The sequence below is a fragment of the Pectobacterium carotovorum genome (assembly GCA_016415585.1).
Lineage (GTDB): Bacteria > Pseudomonadota > Gammaproteobacteria > Enterobacterales > Enterobacteriaceae > Pectobacterium > Pectobacterium carotovorum_K.
This window is the reverse complement of sequence record CP066552.1, coordinates 106,657-127,263: the sequence shown is the minus strand read 5'-3', so window position 1 is coordinate 127,263 and position 20,607 is coordinate 106,657. Positions and strand designations below refer to the sequence as shown.

The 20,607-nt window shown below is 53.4% G+C and carries 17 protein-coding genes; 8 read left to right on the top strand and 9 right to left on the bottom strand.

Annotation, left to right across the window (positions count from 1 at the left end; all coding sequences use genetic code 11):
- Positions 1 to 38: 38 nt before the first annotated feature.
- The 8 genes from JFY74_00555 to JFY74_00520 all read right to left on the bottom strand — a co-directional run bounded on the left by JFY74_00555 (position 39) and on the right by JFY74_00520 (position 9,794).
- Positions 39 to 401 carry a YibL family ribosome-associated protein gene (locus tag JFY74_00555; GenBank protein QQG28607.1) on the bottom strand — a complete coding sequence of 121 codons (363 nt, stop codon included), beginning with the start codon at positions 399 to 401 and terminating at the stop codon, positions 39 to 41.
- A gap of 213 nt (positions 402 to 614) precedes the next feature.
- Positions 615 to 1,199: an MltR family transcriptional regulator gene (locus JFY74_00550; GenBank protein ID QQG30412.1), complete on the bottom strand. Its 585-nt coding sequence runs from the start codon at positions 1,197 to 1,199 to the stop codon at positions 615 to 617.
- Between the two features lie 99 nt (positions 1,200 to 1,298).
- Positions 1,299 to 2,447, bottom strand: coding sequence for a mannitol-1-phosphate 5-dehydrogenase (locus tag JFY74_00545; GenBank protein ID QQG28606.1), 1,149 nt, complete (start codon positions 2,445 to 2,447; stop codon positions 1,299 to 1,301).
- Positions 2,448 to 2,508: 61 nt separating this feature from the next.
- A complete protein-coding gene (locus tag JFY74_00540; GenBank protein ID QQG28605.1) occupies positions 2,509 to 4,416 on the bottom strand; it encodes a PTS mannitol transporter subunit IICBA in 1,908 nt (635 codons plus the stop codon).
- Between the two features lie 436 nt (positions 4,417 to 4,852).
- Positions 4,853 to 5,557: a DUF3053 domain-containing protein gene (locus JFY74_00535; protein QQG28604.1), complete on the bottom strand. Its 705-nt coding sequence runs from the start codon at positions 5,555 to 5,557 to the stop codon at positions 4,853 to 4,855.
- Between the two features lie 294 nt (positions 5,558 to 5,851).
- A complete protein-coding gene (glyS, locus tag JFY74_00530) occupies positions 5,852 to 7,921 on the bottom strand; it encodes a glycine--tRNA ligase subunit beta (protein QQG28603.1) in 2,070 nt (689 codons plus the stop codon).
- 9 nt (positions 7,922 to 7,930) lie between these two features.
- Positions 7,931 to 8,860, bottom strand: coding sequence for a glycine--tRNA ligase subunit alpha (glyQ, locus tag JFY74_00525; GenBank protein ID QQG28602.1), 930 nt, complete (start codon positions 8,858 to 8,860; stop codon positions 7,931 to 7,933).
- Between the two features lie 127 nt (positions 8,861 to 8,987).
- Positions 8,988 to 9,794: a sulfite exporter TauE/SafE family protein gene (locus JFY74_00520; protein ID QQG28601.1), complete on the bottom strand. Its 807-nt coding sequence runs from the start codon at positions 9,792 to 9,794 to the stop codon at positions 8,988 to 8,990.
- 296 nt (positions 9,795 to 10,090) lie between these two features.
- Here JFY74_00520 and JFY74_00515 point away from each other — a divergent pair, with 296 nt between their 5' ends.
- On the top strand, positions 10,091 to 10,654 hold the full coding sequence (locus tag JFY74_00515; protein QQG28600.1) for a DNA-3-methyladenine glycosylase I: 564 nt from the start codon (positions 10,091 to 10,093) through the stop codon (positions 10,652 to 10,654).
- Positions 10,651 to 11,079: an N-acetyltransferase gene (locus tag JFY74_00510; GenBank protein QQG28599.1), complete on the top strand. Its 429-nt coding sequence runs from the start codon at positions 10,651 to 10,653 to the stop codon at positions 11,077 to 11,079. The genes JFY74_00515 and JFY74_00510 overlap by 4 nt, the downstream gene beginning before the upstream one ends.
- Before the next feature lie 71 nt (positions 11,080 to 11,150).
- Here JFY74_00510 and JFY74_00505 read toward each other — a convergent pair whose 3' ends face one another.
- Positions 11,151 to 13,112, bottom strand: a complete 1,962-nt coding sequence (locus JFY74_00505; GenBank protein ID QQG28598.1) for a HAMP domain-containing protein — start codon at positions 13,110 to 13,112, stop codon at positions 11,151 to 11,153.
- 374 nt (positions 13,113 to 13,486) lie between these two features.
- Between JFY74_00505 and ghrB the strand changes: the two genes are divergently transcribed.
- From ghrB to JFY74_00475, 6 genes are all read left to right on the top strand, one after another.
- Positions 13,487 to 14,449, top strand: coding sequence for a glyoxylate/hydroxypyruvate reductase GhrB (gene ghrB / locus JFY74_00500; GenBank protein QQG30411.1), 963 nt, complete (start codon positions 13,487 to 13,489; stop codon positions 14,447 to 14,449).
- Positions 14,450 to 14,553: 104 nt separating this feature from the next.
- Complete coding sequence (locus tag JFY74_00495) at positions 14,554 to 14,913, top strand: hypothetical protein (protein QQG28597.1); 360 nt, start codon at positions 14,554 to 14,556, stop codon at positions 14,911 to 14,913.
- 527 nt (positions 14,914 to 15,440) lie between these two features.
- The gene (locus JFY74_00490; protein QQG28596.1) at positions 15,441 to 17,078 is read left to right on the top strand and encodes a TIGR04028 family ABC transporter substrate-binding protein; all 1,638 of its coding nucleotides are present in this window, start codon (positions 15,441 to 15,443) and stop codon (positions 17,076 to 17,078) included.
- Positions 17,079 to 17,105: 27 nt separating this feature from the next.
- Positions 17,106 to 18,050 carry an ABC transporter permease gene (locus JFY74_00485; protein QQG28595.1) on the top strand — a complete coding sequence of 315 codons (945 nt, stop codon included), beginning with the start codon at positions 17,106 to 17,108 and terminating at the stop codon, positions 18,048 to 18,050.
- The gene (locus tag JFY74_00480) at positions 18,047 to 18,907 is read left to right on the top strand and encodes an ABC transporter permease (GenBank protein ID QQG28594.1); all 861 of its coding nucleotides are present in this window, start codon (positions 18,047 to 18,049) and stop codon (positions 18,905 to 18,907) included. The genes JFY74_00485 and JFY74_00480 overlap by 4 nt, the downstream gene beginning before the upstream one ends.
- On the top strand, positions 18,904 to 20,607 hold the full coding sequence (locus JFY74_00475; GenBank protein QQG28593.1) for an ABC transporter ATP-binding protein: 1,704 nt from the start codon (positions 18,904 to 18,906) through the stop codon (positions 20,605 to 20,607). Before JFY74_00480 ends, JFY74_00475 begins: the two co-directional genes overlap by 4 nt.

The following is a 20,607-nucleotide window of genomic DNA, read 5'->3' as shown; positions in this document are numbered from 1 at the left end:
AATCTATCACCAGCATCGGTCTGCGCAGAGAAGAAACCTCAGAACGGTTTCGGCGCGAAGCCTGTCATCTCTTTTAAATCCATCTCGCGCCCCAGTGCCGTCATCGGGTGCACTACCACCAAACCGCGAACGCTTTTCTTCAACGTCCCCATATCAGCTTGCTCTTTTTTAGTAATCGCACGTTTGAAAGGCAGGTTCGCCAGTTTCTGCGCTTCTTTGCTGAGTTTCTGTTCTCTCACGTTACGCAGGCGCTCGATTTCAGCCGTTAGCTTCTCGCAGGCCTCCAGATTGAGGGCGATTGCTTCAGCATCACCTTGTTCCAGCAGCGTGGTCTGCTTACGCGTCAGCTTATCCAATTGGTCGCTAAGGCGTTTGATCTCTGCTTTTTCCTGCTCTTTCATAAAAGATAACCTATATAACGGGAGAATAATGCGGGGCACAGCATACACTATACGCTAAATAATTCGAGTGGCGTGAAGGCGGGAACCGCACGCCCCCGGAGCTTACTCGGGTAAGTGACTGAGTTGAGTAAGACCAGCCACACACATGCCGCTTGAAGGATGACGAGTATAAACGCCAGGCATGACGCAGTGGCGTAATAAAGCGGAATGGGATTAAAACGCCTTTTTCAGACTGATTTGCGCAATCAATGTGGTCAGGGATAGCACCAGCGTGGAACGCACCATCTGCTGATAACGCTGCCGCTGCATACTCACCAGAAGCGGATCGGCGGCATCTGCCCCCAGCGGCAAGGCGGGTTCTGTAGGCAACGCCGCCACGCAGTGCAGTTCGCCGATAGGCCCCAGAATTTCATCATCGGTAAAACGGTAATGCCGATCGTCATGTGCCAGCTCTTCGCCCAGCGCCATTAACAGTTCCGCATCTTCGTACTCTTTACGACTGATCATTCCCAGGCCATAAATCAGTTTCAGGCGCACGGAAAGGTCGCCCAGCGGGCCCGTTCCCGTCATCAGGGGTTCAACGGCATATTTCACTGCGTAGTCGTCTTTACGGAAAACCTGCAACATCAGGATACTGACCGCTTCCGCCAACAATTCAACGGCGCAGAGCATAAAGTCGCGCACGGTCTTCCCTGAGTTCAGCGCTTCCAGAACCCGGTTTTCAAACGCCTGTGTTTCTTCCATCGTCACTTCTCGACCCTTTAACCCCGCCCACAGCCTACCCCATCTCGGCAGCATGCTTACCGGCAGGTGTGGCAACATCCTATCCCCGACGTCGCCCGTATACCTTACACCGTGTCGAAAAGACCACACCTGCCTGATGACGAGAGACGCCGATTACTGCATGGCGTTATACACATTCACTGCTTGCGCGACAACCTCGCTGTCAGCATCCAGACCAGAAATCTGCACCAGCGCCGCCTGCGGCCCCTGAGTGCGGATTAACTCAGCCAGTTCCAGCGCCTGCGGATCCTGTTCACTGCGATAATGCATCGCGGCGGCAATACCGGTAATCAGGTTGTCATGCGGCAACTGGTATTCCAACGTGCCGAGCAGCGGCTTGATCAAACGATCGCCTGCGCTCAGCTTGCGCAGCGGCTGACGGCCAACGCGCTCTACATCATCGTGCAGATGCGGGTTTTCAAAGCGGCTGAGAATCTTGTTGATGTAGGCGGCGTGCTTCTCCGCATCAAAACCGTAGCGCTTGATGAGTACTGCACCACTCTCTTCCATTGCGCCTTTGACCACGGCTCTGACTTTCGGGTCGAGAATCGCATCACGGATCGTTTGATGACGCGCCTGTTGGCCGAGGTAGGCCGTAATCGCATGGCCGGTGTTCAGCGTGAAGAGCTTACGCTCAACAAACGCCATCAGATTGTCGGTCAGTTCCATACCGGGAATCGCTGGCGGTTCACCGCAGAACTGGGTTTTATCGACAATCCATTCGCTGAAGGTTTCTACCGTCACCGCCAGTACATCGTCGCTACCGGCTTCGGAAGGCGGCACGATGCGATCCACAGCGGAATCCACGAATCCCACATGCTCGACAACCCATTCCTGATGGCCTTCCGGCAGCAGTTTCAACACATGCTGTTTTAACTGGCTGGTGCCGCGCACCATATTTTCACAGGCAATAATGTTCAACGGCCGGGTATTGCCGTCGTTATGACGCTTAACCAGCCCCTGAGCGATAGTTCCGGCGATTTTTTCCAGAATCTGCGGCCCCACAGCGGTCGTCACCAGATCGGCCACGGCAATCAGCGCGACGGCATCCTGGCTGCCGCTGTGAACGGCACTCACGTTGCTGACGGTATCAACCTGCGTGTTATCACCGACAATCCGCACCGTGTAGCTTGTACGGCTGTTCAGGGCATCCAACAGCGGCTGATTGACGTCAGCGAATGTCAGTTCGACGTTGGCATCAGCCAACAATTTCCCAATAAACCCACGGCCAATATTACCCGCGCCAAAGTGTAATGCTTTCATGAGACATAACCTTAAAAAAACATAAAAAGAGGCCGCCCGCAGGCGGCCCTAGCCACATCAATTAGGCACTCTTTTTACCGGAGAGTAAGTCGAGCACTTCCTGAATATCCTGGGTATGTGCCAGACGTTCAATGACGGCATCATCATCCAGCGCGTTGGTCAGACTGGTGATGACCTGAATATGTTCGTTGTTGCGAGCGGCAATACCGATAACCAGACGCGCAACCTCATCGTCTTCATCACCAAAGCGAACGCCTTCAGGATATTGGCAGAAGACAACGCCCGTTTTCAGCACGCGGTCTTTCGCTTCAATCGTACCGTGCGGCACGGCAATCGATTCGCCCAGATAGGTAGAAGTCAGCTTTTCACGTTCCAGCATCGCTTCAACATACGCAGGCTCAACATAGCCGCCTTTCACCAGTTGTTCACCGGCGAAACGGATTGCCTGCTCTTTGTCTGTCGCATGCTGATTCAGGAACACATTGCCTGCGCCCAGTTGGAACAGGTTAGTCTGTGCGTCGGCGACAGCGGGTGCTGGCGTCGCGACGGCTTCAGACTTCACGGCACCCTGTGCTGCGGTAAGACGTGCCACCAGATCGCTATACAGACCGCTATCAAGGAAGTTAGTCAGCGAAATGTGCTGTGCCTGCGGCGCATGACGCATCGCACGTTCGGTCAGGTCACGGTGCGTAATCACCAGGTCGACATCGTCCGGCAGACTATTGATCGCGCTGTTAGTCACCGAAATGCTGGTCAGCCCGGCATCCTGAACTTTCTTACGCAGTACACCAGCCCCCATCGCACTGGAACCCATACCGGCGTCACACGCCACGATGATTTTACGCACGGTGCTCATATCACCGCTGACACCGACGTTAGTCGCCGTACCTTTAGAAGACGCTTTCATTTCCTGCATGCGGCGCGTTGCGTCGCTCAGGTCTTCTTCTTTTTGCTTGGTGCTTTTCAGCAGAATCGCCGACACGATGAAAGACACCGCGAAAGCCGCTGCAATGGCCGCAAGGTTAGCGAAGTAAGCGCCTTTTGGCGTCATCGCCAACACCGCCAGAATGGAGCCTGGAGACGCAGGAGAAACCAAACCGCCGCCCAGTACGCTCAGCGTAAACACGCCCGTCATCCCACCCAGAATCACCGCAATAATCAGACGCGGATTCATCAGCACGTAAGGGAAGTAGATTTCGTGAATCCCGCCCAGGAAGTGGATAATCGCCGCACCTGGAGCTGACTCTTTCGCGTTACCACGGCCGAAGAACATGTAAGCCATCAGCACGCCCATACCCGGGCCTGGGTTCGCTTCGATCAGGAAGAAAATAGATTTGCCGGTTTCCGTCGCCTGCTGAATGCCCAGCGGTGAGAAGATACCGTGGTTAATGGCGTTGTTCAGGAACAGAATTTTCGCCGGTTCAACGAAGATGGACGTAAGCGGCAGCAGGTTGTTCTGTACCATCAGGTTAACGCCGGAAGCCAGCACCTGAGAGAAGACTTCAACCAGCGGACCAATTGCCAAAAATGACAGGATTGCCAACAACATACCGATGATACCGGCAGAGAAGTTGTTGACCAGCATTTCAAAGCCGCTTTTGATTTTACCGTCGACCATGTGGTCAAAACGCTTGATCGCCCAGCCGCCCAACGGGCCCACAATCATGGCGCCGAGGAACATCGGGATATCAGTCCCGACGATCACACCCATCGTCGTAATGGCACCCACGACACCACCACGCTCACCGAATACCAGACGTCCACCGGTATAACCAATCAGCAATGGCAGCAAATAGGTAATCATCGGACCGACGAGCTTCGCCAACGTTTCATTGGGGAACCAGCCGGTAGGGATAAACAGCGCGGTAATAATACCCCAGGCGATAAATGCGCCAATATTGGGCATCACCATATTGCTGAGGAAGCGACCAAAGTTTTGCACTTTGATCTTAATATCTGGTGAAAGCATAAAAACACACCCCTATTGAAACGCGCTGACAATAAGAGCGCGTGGTAATTATCGTGAGACGGCGTGGCAATAAAAACACCGATTACCACAAGACTACTTCCGTCATTATTACTGTATGCAGCGCGGACTCTAACACGCTGTTTTCATACCGCAACTCCATGGCGGTAACGTGACAAAAATCACACAACCACCCTACATCAACGATACAAATAGGTGATTTACTTCACAAAAAACCGTTAAAAATGAAAAACTAAACAGATTTTTAGACAAACACCGCGCCTTATATGTGATTTAAGTCACACTTTAATGGCCTGTATTTGTTTTATTTATGTGATGTTAATCACAATTTATTTTTACCCTCTCACCAGCCAAACACATCTTATCCAGAATACCTCTCTGCCCTATCGCATCGCTAAAGCGTCGGGGCACGACGTGGTTAGGGATAATTCACGCCAGTTATTCCTCTGAGCGCATTCATTAAATTCTGCTGCTGTAGAGGTAGCGCTGCCACCAGGCTGTTATATTGCGCCACCTGTTGCGGCGTACGGAATTGCACAGACGAGCCATTAAACACAGCCTGATCGCCCTGAGCCTGAAGGAAATCGCCGATCTGGATCAGGCTCTGTGCGAAGGCAATCGCATTCGGAATGGCGGGTAACAGCGCGTTGGTGGGCTGTATAACCGTGCGTGCATACAACCGCTCATAGGGTATTTGCACTTCTTCAGGCTGTTTTAGCAGCCGATGGGCGTTGTCCGCCTGCACTTTCGCCGCCTGCACATGCTGGCTCAACAGGTTCATTGCCCCGATGGATTGGCGAAGGTCATCACGCTGCGTCAGATAGTCTTTAGGAACACGAATTCGGGAAATTTGCCCCAGCATCGGCGTTAAACTGCCGGATACCGCCTGATTAAACTGCTGAGAAAAAGTAGTTAAAATCGCGTAATCGTTGGTGAAATTGCCAAAATTCTTTTTCTGCTCTTCCGTCAATGTCGGCAGCTTCCCATCCTGCTGCGACTGCACGCTTTGCAGGAACGCAATGAACGCCTTCCGCTGCTCAGCTTCACTGTCACCACAGGCAGCCAGCTGCAATGCCGCCAGAATAACCAGAACTGGCAGCAGCCAGCGTGAACGGTACGTCATTAGCCTTCTCATTCCCTACTCCCGTTATGCTTACTGCCCCGCCAATCGTGCTTTTTTCAAACCAAAACACGCTGACGACGGATTTTCCATGACAAGATTTTCTACGACATAAGCATAGTCGAATCAGGCTGGCTGTGCAGGAAAGGTCAGATCTGACAACGAATACCGATTGCTTAAGCATCGAGATGTACGGGCGACCACAGAGGTAAGGCGGGACGTTTTGCGATGCGGGAAAAAATAACCCCCGAACGGGTGAACCGACTCGGGGGTTGGGATTACGTAACGCTGTCGCCGTTATTGCAGGACGGAAATATCCGCAACCTGCAAGAACAGTTCACGCAGTTGGCTCAGCAGCGTCAGGCGGTTCACACGCACCTGCTCATCTTCCGCCATGACCATCACCTGATCGAAGAATGCATCGACAGGTTCACGCAGTGAGGCCAGCTCAACCAGCGCTTCCTGATAGCGACCTTCAGCGAACAGCGGCGTCAGTTTGTCGCGCAGCACGACAAGGTGCGTTGCCAGCGTAATTTCCGCCGCGTCTTTCAATACGGCAGCATTGACGCTCTCATTCAGCGTATCGGTAGACTTCGCCAGAATGTTGGAAACGCGCTTGTTAGCCGCTGCCAGCGCCGCTGCGGCATCCAGCGAACGGAAGTGGCTGACGGCTTTGACGCGGGCATCGAAATCAGCCGGACGGGTAGGACGACGCGCCAATACCGCCTGAATGGTATCCACACTGTGGCCTTCTTCCTGATACCAAGCGCGGAAGCGGCCGAGCATGAACTCAATCACGTCATCCACAACTTTGGCGTTAGACAGCTTATCACCATACAAACGCACTGCTTCTTCGGTCAGCGTCTGCAAATCGAGCGGCAGACGTTTCTCGACGATGATGCGCAGCACACCGAGAGCGGCACGACGTAGCGCAAATGGGTCTTTGTCGCCTTTCGGGTGTTGACCGATGCCAAAAATCCCTGCCAGCGAATCCATCTTGTCGGCAATTGCCAGCGCGCACGCCACCGCAGAAGACGGCAGTTCGTCACCCGCAAAGCGCGGCTGATATTGCTCATTCAACGCAACGGCAACATCTTCCGCCTCGCCATCATGACGCGCATAGTGCATCCCCATCACGCCCTGCGTGTCGGTGAATTCAAACACCATGTTGGTCATCAGGTCACACTTCGACAGCAACCCGGCACGCTTTGCGTGATCCACATCGGCACCAATCTGGCCAGCAACCCAGCCAGCCAACGCCTGAATACGGTCGGTTTTGTCGCGCAATGAACCTAACTGCTGCTGGAACAAGACGGTTTCCAGACGCGGCAGGTGATCTTCCAAACGCTTCTTACGGTCGGTATTGAAGAAGAATTCGGCGTCAGCCAGACGCGGGCGCACCACTTTTTCGTTACCGGAAATAATCTGCTGTGGATCTTTGGACTCGATATTGGCAACAAAGATGAAGTGTGGCAGCAGATTGCCGCTGTTGTCGTAAACCGGGAAATACTTCTGGTCACCTTTCATGGTGTAAACCAGCGCTTCGGACGGCACAGCGAGGAATTTTTCTTCAAATTTCGCGGTCAGCACCACTGGCCATTCCACCAGCGAGGTGACTTCTTCCAGCAGGCTGTCGCTCAGATCGGCATTACCGCCAATCTTGCGTGCGGCTTCTTCTGCATCGGCTTTGATTTTAGCTTTACGCGCATCGTAGTCGGCAACGACTTTACCGCGCTCCAGCAGAATCTGCGGATACTGTTCGGCAGTATCGATCGTAAATTCAGCTTCACCCATAAAGCGGTGGCCGCGAATAGTACGGGCTGAGTCGATACCCAATACCTGGCCGGGGATCAGTTCTTCACCCAGCAGCATGGTTACAGTGTGTACCGGACGCACAAACTGCGTTTCTTTGTCGCTCCAGCGCATCAATTTTGGAATCGGCAACTTCGATAATGCGGTGCTTACCATGCCAGCCAGCAGCGCCTGCGCCTGCTCGCCTTTCGCGTGGGCGCGATACAGTAGCCACTCGCCCTTGTCGGTCGTAAAACGTTCAGCTTGCTCAACGGTGATGCCACAGCCACGCGCCCAGCCTTCTGCTGCTTTGGTCGGTTTGCCTTCCGCATCAAACGCTTGTGAAATCGCCGGACCACGTTTTTCTACTTCACGATCGGGCTGAGACGCGCTTAAGCGTGCCACTTTCAGCGCCAAACGGCGCGGCGCGGCAAACCAGCTTACGTCACCGTGTGTCAGATTGGCGGCATCCAGCTCCGCCGTGAAATTCGCGGCAAAGGATTCTGCCAGATTACGGAGAGCCTTCGGCGGCAGCTCTTCCGTGCCAATTTCCACCAGAAAAGTCTTGTCAGTCATCGCTGCCTCTTAGCTCTCTTTCTTATTACACACGTTTTTGTGACACATGGGGAAACCCAGCGCCTCACGCGAGGCATAATAGGCTTCCGCAACCGCTTTGGTCAGGGTACGAATACGCAGAATGTAGCGTTGGCGTTCGGTAACCGAGATCGCTTTACGCGCATCCAGCAGGTTAAAGCTGTGCGCCGCTTTCAGAATGCGTTCGTAAGCCGGTAAAGGCAGCGGTTTTTCCAGCGCCAGCAGATGCTGCGCTTCTTTCTCATATTGTTCGAAGCAGCTGAACAGGAAATCGACATCAGCGTGTTCAAAGTTGTAGGTCGATTGCTCGACTTCGTTTTGATGGAACACGTCGCCGTAGGTGGTTTTCCCTAACGGACCATCGCTCCAGACCAGATCGTAAACGCTATCGACGCCCTGAATGTACATCGCCAGACGTTCCAGACCGTAGGTGATCTCGCCAGTCACGGGTTTACATTCCAAACCGCCAACCTGCTGGAAGTAGGTAAACTGCGTGACTTCCATACCGTTCAACCAGACTTCCCAGCCCAGGCCCCATGCGCCCAGCGTCGGGTTTTCCCAGTTGTCTTCCACGAAGCGGATATCGTGAATGGTCGGATCCATGCCCAGCTCTTTCAGAGAACCGAGATACAGCTCCTGAATATTTTCCGGTGATGGCTTAATGACGACCTGAAACTGGTAATAGTGCTGTAAGCGGTTCGGGTTTTCACCGTAGCGCCCATCAGTCGGACGACGAGAAGGCTGCACATAGGCAGCGGCCATCGGTTCTGGCCCCAGTGCCCGCAGGCAGGTCATTGGATGTGAAGTGCCTGCGCCGACTTCCATGTCCAATGGTTGAACAATGGTGCAGCCCTGGCGAGCCCAATAATCCTGTAACGTCAGGATCAGGCCCTGGAAGGTCTTGGTATCAAACTTTTGCATGTTGGATTCGCGCGCGATACAAGTGGATTTATAAGGAATGCGCCAGTATACCCTCTGACCGCAAGATATACAGCCAGAATGCGGCAACAAGTGCAAATCCCCCGTCATCATCTTTCAAATTTCAGGATCAGCCTGAAAAAACGGTCTGCAACATCTTCAGGCTCAGCAGCAACAACAGCGCGGCAAAGGCCTTCTTCAGCGTCGCGACAGGCAGACGGTGCGCCAGACGAGCACCAACGGGTGCGGTGAAGAAGCTGACGGCAGAAATCAAGAGAACAGCGGGCAGAGACACATAGCCGACGCTGTAGTCAGGTAATCCCGTCGTCGACCAGCCGTTAATCATGTAGCCCAGCGCGCCGGACAGGGCGATCGGTAGCCCTACTGCTGCGGAGGTGCCAATCGCCTGCTGAATACGGACGTTACACCACGTCAGGAATGGCACGGTGAGCGACCCGCCGCCGATAGCCACCAGCGCCGAAATGCTGCCAATCACCAATCCCGCCAGCGAAACGCCTGCTGTACCGGGCAACTGGCGCTGCGGCTTTGGCTTGATATTCAGCACCATTTGCAGCGAAACGTAGGCCATAAAGCAGGAAAAAAAGATCGCCAGCGCCCGCGTCGGTAACAGCGTCGCCAGCCAGGTGGCCGCGAATGTCCCGATCAGGATGGCAGGCGTAATCCGCACCACCACAGGCCAAAGCACCGCCTGATGCTGATGATGCGTACGCAGACTGGAAATTGCCGTGACGACGATGGCCGCCATTGACGTTCCCAACGCCAGATGAACCAGATGCGTATTCTCCACGCCCTGTGCAGCAAACAGCGCCGTTAGCACTGGCACCATAATGCCGCCGCCGCCAATGCCCAATAACCCCGCCATAAAACCTACTACCGCGCCTAATGCCAGATAGGCTGCTATCCACTCTACTGCCATTCCCTGTACCCCTGTCTCTGTCTATGCTTTTCTTATGATCGATTGAACCGCTTTGAACTAATAAACAGCCCTGAGCGAATAAATAGCCCTGAGCGAATAAATAACCCTAAGCTGTTGGCAAAGCATTATTCACGATTCCGCGACGACTTTCCGCCCCATCCGTAAATGACTTTTCATATCTGCGAGCACGCCCGCAAAACACTGGTTGCCTATACAGCACCGTAAATGCCATGATCGAAGCCTATTTGTAACAGACTGCCTTACAATGAAAAGCTCACCATAATCAGGAGAAAGGTATGCAACGCTGCGGCTGGGTGACACAAGACACCTTATATCAGGATTACCACGATAACGAGTGGGGGAAGCCCTGCACCGACAGCCAGAAGCTGTTTGAGTTACTGTGTCTGGAGGGCCAGCAGGCCGGTCTTTCCTGGATCACCGTCCTGAAAAAACGCGAAGGCTATCGTCGTTGCTTCCACCAGTTCGATCCTGAGCAAGTGGCGCAGATGACGCAAGATGACGTGGATCGGTTGGTGCAGGACAGCGGCATTATCCGCCATCGCGGGAAAATCGAGGCGATTATCACCAATGCAAAAGCATGGGTGGAGATGGAAAGTCAGGGAGAGAGCTTCTCGCACTTCATTTGGTCTTTTGTCGAGCACCAACCGCGTCTCAATCACCCCGCTTCACTCGCCGAGGTTCCCGCCAAAACGGACGTTTCGGATGCCATGTCAAAAGCCCTTAAGAAACGCGGCTTCAAATTTATCGGTTCAACCATCTGTTATGCCTTCATGCAGGCGGGTGGATTGGTCAACGACCATGTGACTGAGTGCTTTTGTCATCAGGAAAGCACGTCATGATTCGCCCTTACCGCGACCTCGATCTTGCACCGCTGATGCAGCTTTGGCTAAAGAGCACCACGCTGGCGCATCCGTTTATTCGTGAAGATTACTGGCGAGAAAGCGCCAGCGCGGTGCGTGAGATCTATATTCCCGAGTCGCAAACCTGGGTTTATGAAGAGCAAGGAAGCCTCATCGGCTTTATCAGCGTGCTGGAGGAACGGTTCATTGGCGCGCTGTTTGTGGAGCAAGCCTATTATGGCAAGCAGATTGGTACAGCGCTGATCCAGCATGTTCAGGCACAGTACTCCTTACTCAGTCTGGAAGTGTATCAGCAGAATACGCGCGCCTGCCGATTCTACCATAAGCAGGGGTTTGTCGTTGTTGAGGAAAACCTCAATCAGGATACACAGGCCACGACGCTGATCATGCAGTGGACGAAATAGGGAATAGGGAGCAGCCAACGCCACTCCCTCCAGTTCAATAGATCACCTCTGAGTCATCGCTCAACGGGAGATCAGAACGTTGTCCAGTTATCGCTCCCGTTATCCCGCGATGCGAGCGTCGGCAGGCGAGGCGCAGCCTTGTTGCCCGAATTCCTGTTACCGGTGTTCGACCCTTGCAGCCTTGGCAGACCGGCAACATCCGAATCAGAGATGCGGAAAACCGACATCAGTTTTGCCAACTTCGAGGCCTGTTCCTGCAACGAATTCGCTGCGGCAGAGGATTCGCTCACCATAGAGGCATTCTGCTGGATAGTGGTATCCATTTCAGCCACTGCACTGCCGATTTGTGCAATACCGCGGCTCTGCTCATCCGATGCTGAGGAAATTTCTCCCATGATGTCATTCACACGGCTCACAGAAGCCACAATGTCATCCATCGTCGTTCCCGCCTGAGAAACCAGCGCAGTTCCCGTATCTACGCGCGAAACCGATTCTGAGATCAGGCTTTCGATCTCTTTTGCCGCCTGTGAACTGCGCTGCGCAAGACTACGAACTTCACTGGCGACCACCGCGAAGCCTCGCCCTTGTTCACCGGCTCGAGCCGCTTCCACCGCGGCGTTCAATGCCAGAATATTGGTTTGGAACGCAATGCTATTAATCACCGTCGTGATATCAGAGATCTTCTTCGAACTCCCTGAAATATCGCTCATGGTGTTAATCACGCGGTTAATAATATCCCCGCCACGATTGGCATTGGTTGAGGCTTCTCCGGCAATCTGGCTGGCATGTCGGGCATTATCGGCGTTGTTCTTCACGGTAGCCGTTAACTCTTCCATGCTGGCTGCCGTTTCTACAATCGCCGCTGATTGCTGCTCAGTACGCGATGATAAATCATTATTGCCCGATGCGATGTCAGAAGAAGCGCTCTCAACGCTGTACACACTTTGACGAATATCAGTCATTAAATGACGTAATTTCTCCGTCATCACCATCATGGCCGTCGTTAATTGTCCCAGCTCATCATGCCGTTCAACCGTGACAGTCGCTGAAAGATCGCCACCAGCAATCCGTTCCGCCAGCTTCAGGTTGGTGATAATAGGTCGGGTAATTTGTCGCGTGACAGACCATGCGATCAGTAAACCGAATACGATGGCAATCGCTCCTAGAATCAGCGTTTGCAGTACGGAGCTATTGATAATGTCATCATTCTTCGCGCCGAGCTTTTGCAGAATACTGCCGATATCGCTCGTCATTCTGTCTCCGGTTGCCCGGAATTTAACATCTGTGGTTTTTAACTGCCCCAGCCGCGCGTAATACTGCTCTGCCGTTTGATGATAGTTTTCAAATGCTTGCCAAAATGCGTCGACTACGCGACGGCGATCGCCACTGACAGACGATGCCAATGCATCGTAGGCTACCTTAGATTCGGCATAGACCTGCTTCTGCGCGTTAAACGCGGCTTCGCTATTCTCTCGTTGTAAGGTGTAGGTGCTGTTGACCAATTTCAGAAACAACAGCGAGAGAGCGTCCTTCTGCGTAGACAACGCATTTTCATCCGCACCGACAGAGAGAGTAGTCATAAATGCCGTTAACGCATCAGAGGCATTCATCTGGCTGATTTTCTTTGCCGTCTCAACCACCGCATTTGCGGCAGTTTTCATGGTATTCAGATCGGTATCATAATCTGCAAAGTCTTGATCAAGCTTATTAAAATCAGACAGATATTCTGCTTCCCACGTGAGTGCTTTCACTTTTTCTTTTTGCTGGCTTGCCTGACTAATGTAGGTATTGAGATTCTTGATATTGTCATCTGCAAAGGTGAATGAATATTTGACCCTCGCCATTTTTGACTGATCGAGATAGTGATTCATTTCATTCAAAATTGTCGTTTTAACATACAAATCGTGGATGATAAAAAATCGTACAGCGCCAACGCCAGACGCGATCATGACCAACAACAGGACAATCCCGAAACCGCCATACAGCTTATGAGAAACCTTGAGGTTACTCATAATCCTGGTAAAAAAATGCATTTCCGTCCCCCATTAATAAATCATATCTAAAACATGGTCATGTCTAAAAATCACCATGCCTAAAACATCCCGGTAGATAGGGTTATCGGTTTTTCACGGTAATGCTTTACCTAAAAATGAGTGATAATAATCACAAAGGAAATATATTAATCAATTAACCACAAAGAGATTTCATACCTATCGTGGAGCACCCTGTATGCGGCGGTGACGCGTCGGTATGCGATCGTTCATCATACCCATCGTGCAACCCCCCCATTAATCGCGGTTAACCTTGGGCAGATGCGGGGGCGGTATCGCTTGCAGTCTCTCGCCAGCTACGCGATTATTCGATGAGCTACTTCTACGTTAACTTCCTTAATCTGCTGGAGTTTGTGATGAAACCTAGCGTTATCCTGTATAAAAAAGTTTCTGACGATCTACGCGCTCGTTTAGACCAACACTTCACCGTCACTGAACTTGACGCCTTTCCCTCACTCGATCATCCAGCCCTGGCAACGGCCGAAGGCATCATTGGTTCCGGCGGCAAGGTCGATAAAGACTTCCTGCAACACGCACCGCGTTTACGCGCGGCATCCACCATTTCTGTTGGTTACGACACCTTTAACGTCGACGCGCTGAATGAAAAAGGGGTGATTCTCATGCACACCCCAACCGTACTGACAGAAACCGTGGCGGATACGGTTCTGGCACTGATGCTCGCCAGCGCACGCCGGGTCGTGGAAGTGGCTGAGCGGGTTAAAGCGGGTGAATGGAAAGGGGGCGTCGGCAGCGACTGGTTTGGCACTGACGTTCACCATAAAACTATCGGTATTTTGGGGATGGGCCGCATTGGTTTGGCCGTCGCGCAACGCGCCCACTTTGGTTTCAGCATGCCGGTTCTGTACAACGCACGCCGCCATCACGCCGAAGCGGAGCAGCGTTTTAATGCCTGTCACTGCGATCTCGATACGCTATTAGCCGAATCTGATTTCCTCTGTATCACGCTGCCGCTAACGGCAGAAACGCACCATCTCATTGGCCGCGAACAGCTGGCAAAAATGAAACCCAGCGCCATTTTGATTAATATTGGTCGTGGTGCCGTCGTGGATGAAGAAGCGCTGACGGAAGCCTTGGTGAAAGGAACCATTCAGGGCGCGGGTCTGGATGTTTTTGTCAAAGAACCGCTGCCCGTCGATTCTCCGCTGCTGGATTTACCTAACGTGGTGGCGCTGCCGCACATCGGTTCTGCCACGCACGAAACCCGTTACGACATGGCCGCCTGTGCCGTTGACAACCTGATTGCTGCCCTGAGCGGTCAGGTCAAAGAAAACTGCGTGAATCCGCAGGTTTTGAAATAAAAAGCGAATATGGTGTAACGCTCAACAGTGGCTGGTCATCATATTGACCAATCACTGTTCTTCATCAGTGATGATGCAGTATTCCTCTAACTCTGGAGAAAAACATGGATACTTTTTATATTATTAATGAGGGTAATAAAAGCGGCCCCTTTAATCAAGTTGAAGCAGAAGGAATCCTTGCAGAATATCTTGAAAAAAATACCCATGCCAATCTAAGACAAGCAATGAATACGATTACTTCGGGAAGAGCCAGAGCTACAGGTAACTACAGCTATGACGACAACTTCGTTTTGCATGTTTCTTCCGGCTGTATGTATAAAAGCGTCAGTATTTTTTTCTTCATTAAAGATGATGCGTTTTATTTGATTGCCATGGGGGAATGTCTTGCCCCTGCCGTTTACCTTTTAAGCCATGTGGGACAAAAAGAAGGTAATTTCAAATTAGGAAAAAAAATCCTTCTTTGAGCATTAATAATGAATATATTCTAAATAATTCAAGTTTCAGGACAAACCTGCTTTTGGCAGGTTTGAACGCTACTTGCCGAGACCTCAGGCTCAGGTAAGTGTGCTGAGTCGCGCAGCAACACACATGCAATTTGAAGTATGACGCGTATAAAAAACACTCAGCAAACTCTATAGGCTTTTCCCGATTAATCCATTCACTAGTTATTATTTATCGATTAATTTTAATATTACAAACGTTCCCTATAACAAGATTATATATTCTGGAAATGCCTTCCGCAGTTTCTCCATATCACGATATGGCCCTCACAAGAAATGCATTACAACCCCCCCCGCTTTTTCCTAACTAAAAACTGGATAACCAATACCGGTATTGTTCTTTGCTGTTTCCTATCGCCTATGGAAGTATCGGCTGTAACGAGCGGTTAACGTCTTCTGCTGTATTCCCCGTTTCAGGACGTAATCGATACGCATATTCACCTGATAAAAAACAAATTTAATAAAAACCATCACATGTAGGGAAAACCATCGTGGCGACTTTTTTGCATCCTCATCAGAAACTCACTATTTTTGCCTCATTGCTCCTTCTGGGTGGTGCGCTGGGCGCACAGGCAGCGAACGACGCGCCGAAAATCGGCGGCACGCTAATTTATCTAGAGCAGCAGGCGCATACCAATCTCTATACGCCAGCGGGCGGGTTTTATCCGAACGGCGGCATCCTCAACCAGATTACCGATAAACTGACGTACCAGAACCCAGAAACGCTGGAGGTCGAACCGTGGATTGCGGAATCCTGGACCATTAACGCGGATAACACCGAATACACGTTCAAGATTCGTCCCGGCGTCAGTTTCTCTGACGGCACCCCGCTGGATGCCAACGCGGTAGCGAAAAATTTTGATACCTATGGATTAGGAAATACAGCACTCAACCAGCCGATTTCCGAGGTCATCAATAACTACCTGCGCAGTGAAGTCATCGATCCGCTCACGGTGAAGTTTTACTTTAAGAAGCCGTCTCCGGGCTTTCTGCAAGGTACTGCGACCATCGGTTCCGGTCTGGTGTCCCTCAGTACGCTGGAGCGCAATTTCAATCAGTTAGGCAATGCCAAAAACATTATTGGCTCCGGCCCGTTCGTGGTGAGCAGCGAGAAACTGGGACGCGAACTGAAACTGACCGCCCGCAAGGATTACAACTGGGCTCCGGTTAAATCGAAGCATCAGGGGCGTGCCTATCTGGACGGCATTACCTATCTGGTGACCCCGGAAGACAGCGTGCGTATTGGCGCGCTGGTATCGGGTCAGGCGGACTTCATTCGTCAGATCCAAGCCTATGATGAGAAGCGGGTGCAGAGTCAGGGCTTCAATCTTTATGCCCCACCGACACGCGGCGTCAATAACAGCGTCGTATTCCGCCCGGATAACCCACTGGTCGCCGATATCCGCGTGCGTAAAGCACTGCTGCACGCCACCAACACCAAAGAGATCATTGATACGCTGTTCTCGGACAACTACCCACAGGCCACGTCACCGCTGGCTAAAACCGCCGCAGGCTATGTCGATCTCTCCAGCAAGCTCACGTTCGATCCCGCGCAGGCCAACAAACTGTTAGATGAAGCAGGCTGGAAAACCGGTTCGCAGGGATTGCGGCAGAAAGACGGCAAAACGCTGGAGCTAACCGCCTATGAATCCCTGCCGCAGCCGCAGAACAAAGAAACCTTACAGCTGGTTTCTCAGCAGTGGGCAAAAGTCGGCGTGAAGCTGAATGTGCTGGCCGGTGATGCAGGCAGTAAGACCGTCGATAGCCTCGATCCGCTGAAAACGGGCGTTGCTCCAGCGATGGTAGGCCGTGCCGACCCGGATGTACTGAAAAGCCAATATTACCCGACGGTGCGCAACGTCCTGCTGCAAAAAGGCGGTTCCAGCGACAAGGTGAACACCTTTGTCGATACGCACCTAAATACGCTGCTGGATGGCATCGCCGCTGAAACTGACCGCAGCAAGCGACTGGCGCTGGTCGGGGAGGTGCAGAGCTACCTGATCGATCAGGCCTACGTCATTCCTATTTTTGAAGAGCCGCAGGTGTTTGCGGGCGCGCCCACCACAAAAGGCATCGCATTTGAAGCCGTTGGTCGCCCCAGCTTTTACAACACCTGGCTGGATAAGTAACACAGAAGAAAGAGGGAGGAGATCATCATGAACCGATATCTGGCACTGCGCATCGGTCAGGCACTGCTCGTCCTGTGGGCGGCATTCACCCTGTCTTTTATCCTGCTTCAGGCGATGCCGGGTGATGCCGTACTGATCAAGTTTCAAAACCCAGAGCTCGGCCTGAGCGCCGAGCAGATCGCGCAGCTGCGTTTATCCTACGGTGCCGATACGCCGGTGCTCACGCAATATTTCCATGCGATAGCCCAGATACTGCGTGGCGATCTCGGCCTCTCTCTTCAGGCTGGCGTGCCGGTCACCGAACTGATTGCCGCAAATCTGCCACCCACGCTACTGCTCGCGGTGCTGGGTTTCATCGCCGCCGGGCTGTTGGCGTTCGCCCTCGCGTTCTTATCAACACTGACGCCGTTTCAGTGGCTGCGAACCGCACTGCAATCGCTGCCATCACTGTTTATTTCCGTGCCGACCTTCTGGCTTGGCATTGTGTTAATTCAGATCTTTTCTTTTCGTCTGGGGCTGATTCCCGTCATTAACCCCGGCGAATGGGAAGGGCTGATTTTGCCGGTTCTGACGCTGGCGCTGCCGATCTCCGCCCCGCTCGCTCAAGTGCTGATGCGCAGCATCGATCAGGTACAAACCCAGCCGTTTGTTGCGGTAGCCCGTGCGAAAGGAGCCAGCCGCAGCGGCGTGCTCTGGCGACATATCGCCCGTAACGCGATGCTGCCCACGCTGACCATCGCCGGTTTGCTGCTGGGCGAGCTGATTGCGGGGGCGCTGATTACCGAAACCGTGTTTGGACGTAACGGGCTCGGTCAGTTGACGCAAGAAGCCGTGAACTATCAGGACAGCAGCGTGTTACAGGCCATCGTACTGATTTCTGCCGCCGCCTTTGTCGTCGTCAATTTGGTCGTCGACCTGCTTTATCCCCTTCTCGATCCGCGCCTGAAAAGAACGCCAGGAGCCACGCTATGACTACCGTACAACTGGAAAAAATCACGTTTCCTCTTCTGCGCAAGCGACCGCTTCTGCGTCGCTACGCCTTTCAGCCGGGGCTGGTGCTGGCCTGGCTGGTCATGCTGACCGTCGTACTCTGGGCGCTGTTTCCCGGCTGGTTTACCGGCTATAGCCCGACGGAAGGCATCGCGGGTGCACAGCGGCTGGCACCTGACGCCGACTACTGGCTCGGCACCGACCAACTGGGGCGCGATCTCTACGCGCGCATCGTTTACGGCGCGGTGCACTCACTTTCCGGCGCGTTTATTGCCGTCGGGCTAGGTCTGGTGCTCGGCAGCCTGTTCGGCCTGTTGGCAGGTGCCGTTGGCGGCTGGCTGGATAGCGTCGTGATGCGCAGTATCGATGTCTTGCTGGCCATTCCCGGCCTGTTACTGGCACTGAGCGTCATCATCCTGTTGGGTTTCGGCACAGTTAACGCCGCGATTGCCGTGGGCGTCACCTCCGTTGCCAGCTTCACCCGACTGGTGCGTTCAGAAGTGCTGCGCGTGCGCCACAGCGACTACGTCGAAGCCGCCTATGGCAGCGGCGGTACCTTTTTCAGCGTGCTGTGGCGACATATTCTGCCGAATTCACTGACCACCGTTTTCGCCTTTGCCGCTCTGCAATTCGGCAGCGCGATTCTGGCCATCTCCACACTGAGCTTCCTCGGCTATGGCGCACCACCGCCCACGCCGGAATGGGGGCTGCTGATTGCCGAAGGCCGCAACTACATCGCAACCGCCTGGTGGCTAACCACCTTCCCCGGCCTGATTGTCGTGTTAGTTGTGCTGTCCGCTAACCGTATCAGCCAGTCGATCAGGAGGACGGAACGATGAGCCTGTCAGCCAGCTTACAAACCAGCGCAGCCGTGCCTGTGTTGGCTCTGGAGAATGTCACGATTGCCTATCGCAGTGACGATCGCGAGCAGACGGTGGTCGAAGGCGTCTCTTTCCATATTCAGCCCGGTGAAGTGGTGGCGCTGGTAGGGGAATCCGGTTCAGGGAAAACGACTACCGCTCAGGCCGTCATCGGTTTACTCGCCGAGAACGGCAGGTTAACGCGCGGCGCCATTCGGCTAAACGGCGTGGATATCAGCGGCTGGTCGCAAAAACGATTGGATAGCGTGCGCGGTGCGCAGATCAGCCTGATCCCGCAGGATCCCACCAGTTCACTGAATCCGGTGCAAACCATCGGCGAGCAGGTGGATGAGATTCTGCGGATTCACCAACGGGAAGATCGCCAGACTACCCGCCAGAAAACGCTGGCGCTGCTGGAACGCGTGGGGCTAAACCAGCCGGAACTGCGGGCGAAACAGTATCCGCACGAACTGTCCGGCGGTATGAAACAGCGCGTCCTGATCGCCATTGCGATTGCGTTGAAGCCCGCACTGATTATTGCTGACGAACCTACCAGCGCGCTGGATGTCACGGTGCAGAAACGTATTCTCGATCTGCTTGATGAACTGCGGCGCGAAAATGGCACGGCGGTGCTGTTCGTGACTCACGATCTGGGCGTCGCCGCCGAACGTGCCGATCGCCTGCTGGTTTTCCAGAACGGCTACATTCAGGAACAAGGCCCAACGCTTGAGGTACTAAGTGCGCCGTCAAGCCACTATGCCCGCACGCTGCTGGCGAATGTTCCGTCGCTAAACCCAAACCCACGTCCACAACGTGCCCCTACATCTGCATCTGACATTATTGTCTCGGTCGAAAATTTGGTGCAGACCTTTCCCCTGTCGGGCCGTAAAGGGGAACATTTTCGGGCGGTCGATGACGTCTCTTTCAGCGTGGCGCGCGGCACAACGCACGCCATTGTGGGCGAATCCGGTTCCGGTAAAACCACCACGGCGCGCAGTTTGCTCGGATTCCATCATCCCAGCGCCGGGCGCATTCTGATCGATGGCACCGACATCACTCACCTGAAAGGTGAAGCGCTGCGTCAGTTCCGGCAGAAAATTCAGCTGGTCTATCAAAACCCTTTTGGCTCACTCGATCCGTCACAACGGTTATATGACATCGTCGAGGAACCGCTGCGCAATTTTAATCGCCATACCGCCGCGCAGCGGGAGCGAAAAATTCATGAGATGTTCGAGCGCGTTGCCCTACCCGTCGCGCTGCTATCACGCAAGCCGCGTGAACTGTCCGGCGGACAGCGCCAACGTGTCGCCATCGCCCGGGCGCTGGTGCTGGAACCACAGGTACTGGTGCTGGACGAAGCGGTTTCGGCACTGGATGTCACCGTGCAGGCGCAGATTCTGCGTTTACTGACCGAGCTACAGGAATCACTGGGGCTGACGTACCTGTTCATTTCGCACGATTTGGCGGTAGTACGCCAGATCGCCGACACCGTTTCCGTGCTGTACCACGGCAAGCAGCTTGAATCCGGCCCGGTGGAACAGATCTTCGCCCAGCCCGAACATCGCTATACCCGTGAACTCATCGAGGCCATCCCCGGACAGCAACACCCGGCTTTTGCCCGTTTTCACCCTCCCCATATTCACACTGAACCCACATTCGCACTAAACCAAGGACTGTAG

Coding starts and splice junctions, on each gene's coding strand:
- ghrB (QQG30411.1), top strand. CDS start 13,487: ATGAAACCTAGCGTTATCCTGTATAAAAAAGTTTCTGACGATCTACGC.
- JFY74_00555 (QQG28607.1), bottom strand. CDS start 401: ATGAAAGAGCAGGAAAAAGCAGAGATCAAACGCCTTAGCGACCAATTG.
- JFY74_00505 (QQG28598.1), bottom strand. CDS start 13,112: ATGCATTTTTTTACCAGGATTATGAGTAACCTCAAGGTTTCTCATAAG.
- JFY74_00520 (QQG28601.1), bottom strand. CDS start 9,794: ATGGCAGTAGAGTGGATAGCAGCCTATCTGGCATTAGGCGCGGTAGTA.
- JFY74_00540 (QQG28605.1), bottom strand. CDS start 4,416: ATGCTTTCACCAGATATTAAGATCAAAGTGCAAAACTTTGGTCGCTTC.
- JFY74_00535 (QQG28604.1), bottom strand. CDS start 5,557: ATGACGTACCGTTCACGCTGGCTGCTGCCAGTTCTGGTTATTCTGGCG.
- JFY74_00485 (QQG28595.1), top strand. CDS start 17,106: ATGAACCGATATCTGGCACTGCGCATCGGTCAGGCACTGCTCGTCCTG.
- glyQ (QQG28602.1), bottom strand. CDS start 8,860: ATGCAAAAGTTTGATACCAAGACCTTCCAGGGCCTGATCCTGACGTTA.
- glyS (QQG28603.1), bottom strand. CDS start 7,921: ATGACTGACAAGACTTTTCTGGTGGAAATTGGCACGGAAGAGCTGCCG.
- JFY74_00550 (QQG30412.1), bottom strand. CDS start 1,199: ATGCTGCCGAGATGGGGTAGGCTGTGGGCGGGGTTAAAGGGTCGAGAA.
- JFY74_00510 (QQG28599.1), top strand. CDS start 10,651: ATGATTCGCCCTTACCGCGACCTCGATCTTGCACCGCTGATGCAGCTT.
- JFY74_00480 (QQG28594.1), top strand. CDS start 18,047: ATGACTACCGTACAACTGGAAAAAATCACGTTTCCTCTTCTGCGCAAG.
- JFY74_00545 (QQG28606.1), bottom strand. CDS start 2,447: ATGAAAGCATTACACTTTGGCGCGGGTAATATTGGCCGTGGGTTTATT.
- JFY74_00475 (QQG28593.1), top strand. CDS start 18,904: ATGAGCCTGTCAGCCAGCTTACAAACCAGCGCAGCCGTGCCTGTGTTG.
- JFY74_00495 (QQG28597.1), top strand. CDS start 14,554: ATGGATACTTTTTATATTATTAATGAGGGTAATAAAAGCGGCCCCTTT.
- JFY74_00515 (QQG28600.1), top strand. CDS start 10,091: ATGCAACGCTGCGGCTGGGTGACACAAGACACCTTATATCAGGATTAC.